The organism is Gordonia rhizosphera NBRC 16068 (assembly GCF_000298195.1).
Lineage (GTDB): Bacteria > Actinomycetota > Actinomycetes > Mycobacteriales > Mycobacteriaceae > Gordonia > Gordonia rhizosphera.
The window spans coordinates 25,755-37,941 of sequence record NZ_BAHC01000188.1; the positions used below are offsets into that span (position 1 = coordinate 25,755).

The 12,187-nt window shown below is 63.2% G+C and carries 4 protein-coding genes; all 4 read right to left on the reverse strand.

Going from position 1 to position 12,187, the window contains the following annotated elements; translation table 11 throughout:
• Nucleotides 1-38: 38 nt before the first annotated feature.
• Genes GORHZ_RS22995 through GORHZ_RS23010 form a run of 4 tightly spaced genes read right to left on the reverse strand, consistent with a single transcriptional unit; the run spans nucleotide 39 to nucleotide 12,118 of the window.
• The gene (locus GORHZ_RS22995; RefSeq protein WP_006337407.1) at nucleotides 39-1,643 is read right to left on the reverse strand and encodes a GTPase domain-containing protein; all 1,605 of its coding nucleotides are present in this window, start codon (nucleotides 1,641-1,643) and stop codon (nucleotides 39-41) included.
• A complete protein-coding gene (locus GORHZ_RS23000) occupies nucleotides 1,640-5,419 on the reverse strand; it encodes a GTPase (protein ID WP_006337408.1) in 3,780 nt (1,259 codons plus the stop codon). Before GORHZ_RS23000 ends, GORHZ_RS22995 begins: the two co-directional genes overlap by 4 nt.
• Nucleotides 5,412-7,637, reverse strand: a complete 2,226-nt coding sequence (locus GORHZ_RS23005; protein ID WP_006337409.1) for a DEAD/DEAH box helicase — start codon at nucleotides 7,635-7,637, stop codon at nucleotides 5,412-5,414. Before GORHZ_RS23005 ends, GORHZ_RS23000 begins: the two co-directional genes overlap by 8 nt.
• Nucleotides 7,634-12,118 (reverse strand): PDDEXK-like endonuclease domain-containing protein, encoded by a 4,485-nt coding sequence (locus GORHZ_RS23010; RefSeq protein WP_245551499.1) that lies wholly within the window; start codon nucleotides 12,116-12,118, stop codon nucleotides 7,634-7,636. The genes GORHZ_RS23005 and GORHZ_RS23010 overlap by 4 nt, the downstream gene beginning before the upstream one ends.
• Nucleotides 12,119-12,187: the final 69 nt, after the last annotated feature.

A 12,187-nucleotide genomic window follows, 5' to 3' on the forward strand; every position in this document is an offset into this window, starting at 1 on the left:
GGTCGTATCTCAGCGCGCGCGAGAATCGACGTCCAGGCTCAGCTGCGTTGGCTTAACTGTCGACCCCGTTCGATAGCTGAAGCGATTTCGTCGGCATCTGCCCGTACCTTTTCCATGACCGCGGCATGTGCACCGAACGTCTGGTCGATCACTCTCCGCGTCTCCTCGACGGTCGCCGCCCACCGATCGAGCGCAATGCTCTCAGCCTGGCGCGCGGCAGCCCGTGCTTGTTGTTCCACCCGCTTCCGGGCGGCACCTTCGGACGCTGACGTTAGGCGAAAATCGTCGATCATCCCGGCGACTTCAAGAACAACGGGTAGCGCGGCCTGTGCGATGTTGGCAGCCTGTAGCACACCAGACGCCTTGACCATCGTCGTCGCCGCAGCTCGCTTGCCAAGCGGCTCATTCGCGAGTTTGACGTACTCGCGTAGCCCCTTGACGAGTTGCGGTCCAATGGCCGCAGCAATATCGGCGATGACCCAGTAATCCGCGCGCTCCTCCGCCGGCTGACTGTCCATCTCGTCAGCATCGGTCGCCAACAGGTTCTCCAGTCCGCGCCATTCGGGTTCGGCGCGTTGGCTGTCGTCGCCGGCTTGAATCTCCTGCAGCAGACGCTCCAGTTCGCGTGCTTGGGTCTGGTGCCACGTCGTCAGCGAATCTTGGAGGTCGGCGACTATCTGTGAACGGTCCACATCGAGCCTGATGACCGACCGATCGACCGACTCGTTGAGCACTCCGTGCAGAGCTGATCGGGCAGCATCGTCAAGCACCTGCAGTTCCTTGGTCGCTCGGTTCAGCCGGTCCGACGATCGCTCCGCTCCCTCCGCAAAACCAGCGATCTGGGCTCGGTGCTCCTCGAGTTCGGCGACAACGGTGCGGACGGCGGCGATCCAGAATCGTTCGGCTGCCGCGTCCCTCAACGCGGCCAGCGGTCGATCAGCGACGGCCTTGAGGTCGTCCTCCAGCTGCTGCATGCCATCCCACGGCCTGCTGTCATCCCACACCGAGGGGTCGACGTGGCGATCCGATCCGCCCAGCTGCGAGTAGTCCTGCGACACGACATAGACCGGTACTGTGCCGTCGAGGTGCAGCGATTCACGGAGCTCGCGCGCCTTCCGCTCGGCGAGTTCGCGGTAGCCGTCAGGATCCCCGTCGGCGTCGATGCCCGCCTCATCGAAGCGCGAGATGACGAACCAGAGTGTGCCCGTGTCCCAGCCTGCATCGACGAGCTTGGTCAGCGCGCCGTGCTCGGCAGTGGCAAGCTGTGGCGTCAGTGTGACGACACCGATGTCAGTCAGGGCGATGGCGTCTGTCGCCGCCGCCGTGTTGGCCCGTCCCCGAACATCCTCGGCCTCGACAGCGAGCCCTGGGGTGTCGCGAAGGAGGTAGCCGTCGACGTCGATTTCGCTGACCTCAAACGTCTCGTGGCGTGCACTGATGGTCAGCCAGTCCGGTATCGCTGTACCGGAGTCGACGAGGATGCGACGGATCAGACTACTCTTGCCCGTGTCGTATGAACCGAAGACGGTCACTACCGGTTTCTGTGCTTGGGCGAGCGATGCCCACCGCGTGTCGAAGGCCTCAAGGTCGACGCCGGGAGCCGACTCCAGCCAGGTGCGCGCGTCATCCACTCGTTGTGTCATTGCTGCACACTCCCATCGTCTTCATTGCTCAAAGCTCGGTATTCGGTCAACAATTCGGCGATCTCGTCTCGCCTACCCCCGCACACGGCGATCTCAGACCCGGTCGCCTGCATGACACAGTCGAAGCGTTCCCGATGGGTCGCAAGCTCGGTGGTACGGGTGGTGAGTTCGTACATCAGGCTGCCCTGCTCATCGACCATCCCGGTTGCTGCCTCCATCAGGCGAGCGACTTGAGTCTCGATGAAGTCGACACCGCGGGTGCGTTCTGATTCCACCTTCTGGTCCGCAGAGTGTGCGGCATACATCGAGTAGCCGTCGGCGGCGGCAGCAGCCGCTGCGAGTATCGGCGCTACCTTCGCGATCCGACTGCCGGCTTTGACTGCGCCCCAAGGTTTGAACTTCACACCGACTGCTTTGCCTGCGCCGTAGACGACGTCCCGCTTGCCTGCTGCGCGCGCGAACTTGGCCCCGTACTTTCCGACCGAGCCCGCACGCTCAGCGGCCTGCGCGATGAAGCTCTCTCCCGTCCTCGCTTCGAACCCGGCGCCGAGGTCGATCATCGCTTCGATGGTGGTTGCGGTGTCGATGCGTCGGCCAACCGTTGACGATTGCTCTCCGCTCCACGAGTTCAGTTCTGTCACAGCCCGCTTGCGGAACTCGCCGATCTTCTCCAGAAGTTCCTCATTCGCGGCCCATTCGTTGACGATGGGTTCGAGTTGCTCGAGTGTGTCAGCTGTCAGCTGTCGCACCCTGGACTTTGCCTTGTCGGCTTCGGGACCGATGATCCGGTCCAGTTGTGCCTGCCAGCCTCGGACCATCAGGTGCGCGTCACGGATTCCGTTGCCGGTCGCGTCGAGTACTCTGCCGGCTTCGTCACAGGACGCTTCCAACTTGATGACCCGTTCGCCGAGGTCGTTCTGCACCGCGAGAAGCCCGTTGGCGGCGGCGTCGGCATCCGCAATAGTGCAGCCCGCCACCCCAGTCTGCGGCGCCGACGAGGAGAGTAGATCGGCAAGTGCTCTGACCCCGTCCCACGCGGAGTTCGCGGCGTAGTCGTCCCGCGTGATGTCGACTCTCGCGCCCACTGCGCCAAACGGGTCGCCGGCAAGCACATGGATCTGCTCCGGCGCGACATCGATGTCCCGTGAGGCGAGGGCTTCCTTCAGCTCAGTGGCTTTCCGCGCCTTCAGCAACTGGAAATCCGCCGGCGCAGTTGCAGGGTCGACGCCCAGTTCATCAGCGCGATTGACGACGAAGAGGATTCGTCCACCCTTCGCGACGGTGAGATCCGTGCCTTTGGCGATCTGTTCGATGAGCGACATGTCACCGATCAGAAGATTAACGTGCAGGACAACGACCACCAAAGATGCGTCGGCGGTAGCCTCCAGGGCGCGAGCGTCGTGTTCGCTTTGGCCGCTCTGGAATCCGGGCGTGTCGACGAGTGTGATGGTGTCGAGGTCGTAGGCCCGAGCCGTCTGGGTGGCGACGCCGCCCCGTACGTGGAGATCATCGGGGACGTGGCCGCCCAGTTCGACGAGGAGCCGTTTGACGAGGCTCGACTTACCGGAGCTGTAGTCGCCGACTACCACGACGGTCGGGTTGCCCGCGGGTGGTGTCACGTCAGAGCCGGAAGGATTGACGCGCTCTATCCACTCCTGCAGAGTCTTTGAGGTGTGCTGTGGCCATGCGTGGCCGAGAAACTCATCAAGGTTCTTGGCGTCCGCTAGGTGAGCATTCCCGAAGACGTGGCGCGCTTCATCCGTCAGGTGGTCGACAGCCAGTTCCTGTGCGTGGGAGCCTCGTTCGAGCCAGTCCTCCCCGAGCCACAAGCTGTTGCCCGACCTGCCGGCGTGACCGGCCTGCACTTGACGTTGCGCGGCCTGCACAACCGTCAGCGGGTCGACCGACGGCTCGATCGTGTCGGCCTGTTCGGCCAGCCAGGAGTCAAGGTCCGCGATGTGGACACTCTGCTCGCGCAGGTGCAGTGCGCCTCTCGCCGCAGCGACGACCAGAGGCCCGCCGACCTTCCATGCTTCCTTGACCAGTTCGGCTTCAAGGCGTGCTTCGATCGAATCGAAATGCGAGCGGACAGCGGTCAGTGCTTCGCGGATTCCGTCGGAATGTAGTTCGGCACGCCGTTGCGCATCGCTGTCGGCGAAGCGATCGCCTACGAATTTGGCGACTGAGGACACCGCGGTCGCGGCCACCATCACCGCGAATCCACCCCAGCCCGCCGGATTCCAGAAATTTGCGGCTGAAGGCACAGCGAGAACGACGGTTGCACCGCCGGCAGCCACGCTGACCGTTCGGAGTGCCCAGGCTGCGCGTTTCCGAAACATGCTGTCCGAGTTGATCGGGATGCCATCAGCGTTGAGATCTATGTTGACAGGGTTAGCGTGCGCGACGCCGGCGGCGAACTTGAACTCGTTCATCAAGTATCCCGCTGTCGCGTCCCAGATCGCATCGACGGCGCGAGCGACATCGTCCTCTCGATGCACACGTGCTTTGAAGAGCTCCTCGTCGAGGGGCGTCCCCTCGCGAACAGCACGGTTGACCTCGTCCTCCGCCCGTCGGGTGGTCTCCTGCCGGACCGGTTGCAGGTGCGATTGGATGAGGTGGCGGATGCGTCGCTGAAGTGAGCCTTCCAGCGACTCGGTGAAGGGCTGGTTGCGGGCCTTCTCCAACTCGCCGATCAGTCCGATGTCCTTGCCCAGGAGTTTCTTCCCGTCCGACGGCGATGGGTAGCCGAGTACCTGGAAGAGCCCGGATACTCTCGCCTCCAGACGAGCGATCTCGGGCGGCGCGGCGTCCGCGATGTCACCCGCCTCGGACCGCATGCGGGTCAGAAACGCACGCATCCCTTCGCGCAGAGATCTGCGTCGCAGATCTGTACCACCGTGGGCGATGGACTCGGTGATCAGCGCCTCGAGGACCGGGAAGTTGGAGTTCTCCAGGAGGTAGTCGACGCCGAAGGTCTCGCGGTCGTGCTCGAAGTTCTTCAACGCGGGTCCGTTGAACGGCTCGGTGGCGCGGGCAAATAGTGCTCGCCTGCTCTGGATGGCGACGACGGGTGTACCGCCGAGTCCGATCCGGGCCAGCTCTGTTCGGATGGTGTCCGTGTGTTCGCGGACACTGCGCGACTGGTTTTCGCGTGCGGAGGAGCTCGATACCTTCGCTGGGTGACGCCACATCTGGTTGCGGACGTTCAACACCGCGATGACCGGCTTGCCGTACTGGCGCACCCAACGTGCAACCTTGTCGAACTCGGAGGCCTGCTGGCTTTGGCTGTCGAAACACAGCAGGACGACGTCTGCGACCTCAACCGCCTTGCGTGCGGTGTCTTCGAGGTCTGCGCGCCGCTGTGTCCGCCCCCAACCATTGATTCCCGGCGTATCCCACAGCCGGCACCCTTGCCAGGCGATCTCGGTGACGTCCACCGTCCAGTCCGATTCGCCAGGCGATACGTACCCGCCGTCAAGCTTCCCGAACGCGGACATCAGCGTGCTCTTGCCGGCCCCGGTCCTACCGAAGAACGCGATGTTGTACGTGTCGAGTACCTGTTGTTGGTGATCTAGGTGAGCCTCGGTGTCTTGTGCAAACTGCTCGACGAGCCGGTACAGGTCCGACTCATCGGCTCGCGTCCACTTGGAGTGCTTGACCGCTCGCAGTCTCTTTGTCGCGTCGTGCGCGACCTTCCTCAGCTCGCGCAGTTCCCGCTGGCTGTCATCGATGGCACGCCGTACCTCGACTTGCAGATCGCGGTGTTGATCAGTCACTGTGAAGGCCCTCCTTCGTGTGCCGCTCTTTGCTCAACTCACGTTCTAAAGTGGAGATCGGCTCTCCCGACTTCTTTACTTTCCACATCGACCACCCATCGACGTTTCCCGCAGCAGGAGCGTCGTAGAACTCGACCAGCGCCCGGGCGGCGGCGCCCGGATCGTCGAAGTCTCTCCGGCCTTTCACCATGTCCTCGAGCGTGACCTTCCCGGTGCGAGTGTCGAGATTGCCGGCGTGGACATACCCCTCGCATTCCATGTAGATCCGCACGGTTTGCGCGACTCCTCGCGCGGCGCCCTTCTCGGCCGGACGCCCGTCTTTGCCCGGGAGTTGTATATGCCGCAGGCCAAATGGCTGCTTTGGTGCATCCGGCTTGCCGTCAAGTATCAGCGTCGACCGCTGTCTCGATCTCACATCTCCGACGGATCGCACCGATCGGGCCCCGCGAAGTCCGTTCAGCACGTCGACAGGCTTGGCGATCGAATTCTCACCGACGCTACTCTGCGCCGATGGCCCGGACTGACGCGAAGGCGTCTGAATGCCAGGGTCGGACGCAGCGAAATCTGACTCAGAGTCGGGCAGCGAGACCTTCAGCAGCGCGGCGTCGTGGTGCCTGAGAACTTCATCCGCGTCGATGCCGGTGAGCGTTGCGATCGCAGGGATATCACGCGGATCTTCACCGTCGAGTCCGAACCGGTGGATCAGGATCTGCGCCTCGAGTGGCTCCAATTCAAGGAGCGCGGTCAGCAGGATGTCGAGGACTTCTGGGCGCGAGAACCGGGTGGCGTCCACAACGCCGCGCCGAATCTGGGCGGCTCGTCGATGCATGACCACAGCTTGTTCGGTGACACTCATGGTGGTCGACGATGCCAACTCCTGGGCATGCGCCAGAGCAGCAGCCGATGTCTCGGAGTTCGTTTCGGGCAGCCAGACTTCGATGAGCTTGCCGACATCGGCGGCTTCCACTCGAATCTGCTTCTGGGCGATCTCGGTGAGCTGCTCGAGGAATGTTGCGTGCGCACCCATATCGGGATCCTCGGCACTGCCTTCCGCGAACATCACGATGAACACCGCCGGCCGACCATCGCGTTTCGGCCGGATAACCCGACCCATCCGCTGGATCATCTGCCGCCGAGTTCGACTCGCCGCCAACACAATTCCGACATCTGCTTCGGGAACATCGATACCCTCATCGAGCACCCGCGGTGCAGCCAGGGTGGTGATACCACCGTTCTTGAAGGTCTCCAGGAGCGCGATTCTGTTGGTTCGACTCAAATCACTGGTGTAGGGTGCAGCCGCGATGCCTTGGCCCAGAAGGGTTTCCGATGCTGATGCGGCGGCCGCCTTCGTCTCGGCGAACACCAGGGTCCGCTCCGACCTATCCAGTCCGCCTGCAATCTCCGCAAGTGCGGCTTCCTTGCCTCTCACTGACGCAAGGAGTTCCCGTCGATCAGCGAACGCTTTCAGATATCGGCGTGCGGACCGAGTCGACGGGTCGACACTGAACTCCACACTCGCCAGCGCCTGGACGTCTTGCAGGTAGGCGCCGAATGGTTCGGGCGTACACCCGAACTTGGAAATGAGCGTGTATCTCTCGGCACGCGCGACCTCATCGAGATGATGATACTGGGCGCGTTCTCTCGGCGTGAACGGAACAGGGACAAGCGCCACGTTCACCGGAGCGAGGATGCCGTCATCGTATCCCCGGCGGTAGGTGCAGCCCTCGATCTTGTCCTCAAAGAACGGCATCAGCACGCGGTCGATGCCGTCGTCGGAGCGTTCAAACGTGGCGGTCAAGCCGAGCCGCTGCTCGAACACGTCCGACAGAACGCGGGAGAAACTGTCGGCACCGTATCGGTGGACCTCGTCGGCGACGAGTAGCGCACCGGCGTGTGGGAGTTCGACGTCTGCACCAACGGATGACTGCACAGTCGAGATCAGGACGTCGAACCGCCTGAAGGAGTCGTTGCTGCCATCACCACGTCGGCCGACGCGACCCGAGAACCCCGAGCGGCGCAACCGCTCATACCACTGACGCAGCAAGTCCCGCGACGGGACGACCACGAGCGCCTGCCTGCCTTGCTCGACGGCCGCGATGACGGCGGCAATCCCGACTTCTGTTTTCCCAGAGCCAGTTACCGCCTCGACGACGGCGCGGTGGCCCAATTGCGCCCACTTGTCGAGGGCTTCCTGCTGCCAGGCGCGCAACTGATTCATGAGCGCACCTTCTCTGGGCGCACCCACGTCAGATCACCGTCGGTGTCCACCTGCTGCAGCCGGCCGTCGGCCGTGAGCGCATTGAGATGCTCGCGCACGTCACCCTCATCAAGTCTGGTGATCGCGCTGGCGCGCTGCATGGTCATCGGTACTGATGACCATGCTCCGGCCACCAAGACCTGCCGTATCGTTTCGGCTTTCAGTTCTGCCGACCGACGATCGGTCGAGTCGGCGGTTTCGGGCTCCCGTGCCTGTTCAGGGACCTTAACCCCAGCGCCGATTTCATCGGCATCGTCCCAGGCCAATTCGCCATCCGCGACGAGCTGGTCGATGATCCGTTCAACTCGATCGGTTCGCACTTCGAGCTGTCCGGCGAGATCGTCAGGCTCGACGACGCCTACCTTCTCGATGTTGTAGAGGACGGCGTCTTTGATCACTTTGTCAGATACCTGCGACTGCAGGACATCTACGGACTCGTTCTGCTGAACCAGATGTCGCGGCGACTCGACGTCCACAACCGGCGGCTCGTCGATGGTCGGGTCACTATCAGGTTCCGCCTTTTCGGCGTTGTGATCTGGCGACCGGGGGTTGTCAATCGGAACCGTGGTGGTCGCCTCAACCGACTGCGGCTGTTCTGGCTCGGCGATCCGTGCGCCCGGATGGATTCCCAGCGCCTTCAGTTCCTCCCACAATCCCGACATCGCCTCGACCGGATCGGTGTAGTACTCGGATTCTCGGACGCGCCAGAACGTCCAGCCACACCGACGGAGCTCGGTCTCCCGCTCGAGATCGGCACGGAGCTGTTCGGGTGTCGTGTGGAACGCATCCCCGTCGCATTCCACGGCGAGGCGCGACGCGCTTCCGGTGACGACCAGGTCGATGCGGCGGTTATTCACTTGTATTTGCGGATTCACGTGGTAGCCGCGGGCTGCGATCTCGTTGAACACGCGCTGTTCGAAGAGACTCTCAAAGCGATTGTCCTTACCGTCGTTCGACACGTTCTCCGGCATTGGATCCGCCGGCGCCGATCTCGTCGACGTCATGTACTCCAACAGCGAGCGTCGCAAGTCGCCGGCCTTGAGCCGGTCGATGGTGACCGAGTGGAACAGCCACATCTGGTCCTTGGCCCGGGTGGCACCGACATTGAAACGCTGCTCGAACTCGGTCTTCGTCAGTGACAAGAAGTTCTGTTCAGGGGCCACGACCAGCGACATGAACACCACATCACGCTCGTCGCCTTGGAAGTCTGGAGGAGTCCCCACCCGGAACCGACGATCGGCCCATTCTTCCTCCGACATCCGACCACGAAGCGCGTTCTGGATCGCGATGACCTGCGACTGCCCTTGCAGAACAACAACACCCATCGTCTTTCCTGCGTAAGCGGGGTCGTCGATACATGTGAGGATCTGGTCGGCGATGGCTTGCGCTTCGGCCGAATTGCTGAGCGTCTGACTACTTCCCGACACCGTAGCGCCAGGTACAAACGTCGTGCGGAGTGGCGGAAGTCGGTCCGATCCGAACTGACGTACCGGCACCAGCGGCGCATCGAGGTAGAACTGGTTACTCGACCAGTTGATGATCTCTGGCATCGATCGGAAGTGCTCACGCAGCCGCACCACTTGCCCGAAACGTGAACGCAGCAGCGAGAACAGGCTGGATCGCGGCGTGAAGGTCGTTCGGACATGGACTGGCAAATCAGGGAGGTAGCTATTTAGGCGTTTGAGGATGTCCTCGAGGCTACCGAGCGCGACTTCGCTGGGCGTGCACTGCTTGTCATCACCAACAACAATGATTCTCGGTGCGAGCCACAGCAGATAGAGGTTGGTGATGTCGACCTGACTGGCTTCGTCAACGATGACGACGTCGAACGTTCCGGGTTTCGGCGGAATGGACGCGAGAACCTGTTGCGTTGGCATCACCCATGCGGGTATCGCGCTCTGCGCTTCGCTCATCGCCTCGCGCGCCGCTTGGCGGTAGATCTCGGCGTACTTGCCGGTGCCTTTGCCGATGCTGCGAATGTGGTCGCGGTACGTCTGGAGCGCCGTCACTTCGCTCGCCGTCATGCGTTCGAGGCAACTTCTCCAGGCGCATTGGGCTGCCAGACGGGCAGTGAACGCGGAGATGTCGTGTGTGGCCACGTCCAGTTCTGCGCTGAGCTGAGCCTCCCTGCCGGGTTGTCGTTGATCGGTGAGCCAGGTACTGGTCACCCGCCAGTGCCACGCCTCGCTCAGGGTTTCGGCATGGGCCGCCCAGTCATCGGCCGGATTGTCGGCGAGGACTGCATACAGTCCTGGTGCTGCATCACGCAGTGTGTCGGCAATGCTGTTGGTGGCCAACAGCTCCCGCTGTTGCTGCTGTGCCCGCAGGTAGCTCTGAACTGCGGAATCGAACGCCAGCGCCGATGCCTTCCGCACAGTCTCGGTGAGCTCGCGAGCTTCAGGAGCGGAAGCATTTCCGAACACCCGATGGAGCTTTTCGACGATCGCCGCGATCTCATCCCGGGCTGCCCGCCGCTGCATTTCGCGCGTGATTCCAGCAGCGGCGGTCGCGGTGTCGGAGGCTTCGTCGACGCTTCCGATCTGGATCTGGCGGCCGGTGGCGGTGAGAATCTCATGCTGCAGTGCAGCGCGGGCGGCCAGCAGCTGCTGGATGTCTCCGAGCTGACTTCGCAGATTGTGCAACGCATTGACTTGCGCTGACCTCGACGGTGGAGCCTCGAGGTGCACACCGAGTTCGAGCAGTGTGTGTCGTGCCGCATCGACAGCGTCGAGGCAGGTGAGATCCGCGACTACCGTTGCCAGTCCGTTCTGGTCGGTCACCGGGTCGTCGTCGACGGTCAAGGTCAGCCCAAGCGCGTCGAACGCCTTCTGTTCGTCGGTTCGCCGGAAACGACCTCGCCACTCCGCACCAGATTCGAGCTTGCCCAGCCATTGCTGCATAGTGCGGAGACCGCCGCGTGAAACGGCAGGGCTGTCGACTTGCGCCACACCCACCTGCCGGTCGGCCGCGATTGCCGCAGCAAGGAACTGGTCGACATCGCCGACACGGCCCCACAGGTGATCCATTGTTCCGGACAGCACCCGGTCGGCGAGCTGTTGAAGCTCAGACGGAAGTGCACGAACTCGGCTGATCGCCGACTGCAAGCCTTCACACTCGGCCTGCACACGGGTGGTGGTGTCGATGTCGACGCCGTCGATCAGGGAGACGAGTTCTGCTGAGCGTGGCGTCGCGTCCAGCACTGGCTGATGGACGATCTCGAAGAGCCTGCTCATGTGACCCGAGGCGGGAAGGACATCGTCGAGGGGCGGCAGATTCTGATCGGCTCTGGTGCGATGTTCAGCGGTCTGTGCCTCGAGGAGGGCGGCCAGCTCGGTGAGCTGGCTCGGCGTGATCACCGGTTCGGGCGTGCTGATCGGGCCCGGCATCCACGAGAGTCTGGACCGCTTGCTCTCCAACTCGCGGACGATGCTGGGAAGCGTCCCGCTGTAGCCTGGTGCGATCTCGGGGTGTTGGTAGGTCTCCGATTCGCGCAGCGCCCGGATGGATTCGAGGATCGTCGCGCGGCGCGATCTGGCCTGGTCGCGTTTCTGGGTGAGGTCGGCGATTGTCTGGTCGGCGGTTTCACGGACGAACGAAGTCTTGCGCTCGGCAATCGTGGCGACACTGCGGCTGAGTTCCTGCGAGCCGCCGCGGGCCAGGTCGGTGATCGAGACGCACAGCTCCTGCATTTCCGGCGGGAGTTTGTCACGCAGAACCTGCAATGCCTGGGATTTTTCGCTGGTCACCAGCACGCGCTGCCCTCGGGCGAGCAACGCAGAGACCAGGTTGGCGATCGTGTGTGTCTTGCCGGTGCCGGGCGGTCCTTCGACAACGACACCGCTGTCCCCGCCGAGACGATCGATGATCTTGGCCTGCTCGGTGTTCGCGGGGAGCGGGAAGAGCGGGTCATCGGCGAGCTCGCGCGGCGCCGTCGCGCCCGTCGACTCGAGCCACTCGACTCGGTCCTCGGCCTCGATCGAGGTGACGAGCTGCGCCAGTCCGAGTGGTGTCTTGGCGTCGGGAAGTTCGGCCTGGGCGATCATGCGGTCGTAGTACTCGACGAGCGCGAAGGCGCCCCGGCGGCGCAGCACCAACGCCGGTGCCACGTGCAGTGCCAGGTCGCCGGTTTCGGTCGGCGGTTCGAGTGAACCATCGATCTCGAGCTGGCTGCCCAGCGCACGGACCGCCCAATGCTTGAGGAAGACTGCGATGCCGCTGTCGACCGGAGACGGATAGTCCTTGAGCTCAGCGTGCAGGGTCAGGCTTCCGGACTGATCGAAGATCTCGATGCCGGTCAGGAGCTGGGTGTCTTCGAGGCGACAGGACGTCAGCTCAGCCAGCTGAACGAGCAGGTCACCGGTCTCGTCATCGCGCTCGATGGTGGCTTCCTGCGTGACCAGGTGAGTCCGTACGCGGGTACCTCCGGCCAGACGCGGGGGCATGGTGAGCAAGCCTGCCGCGACGACGAGCTCGACTGATTCCGGCCGGGCTTTCAGCTCTTGCCTCATATC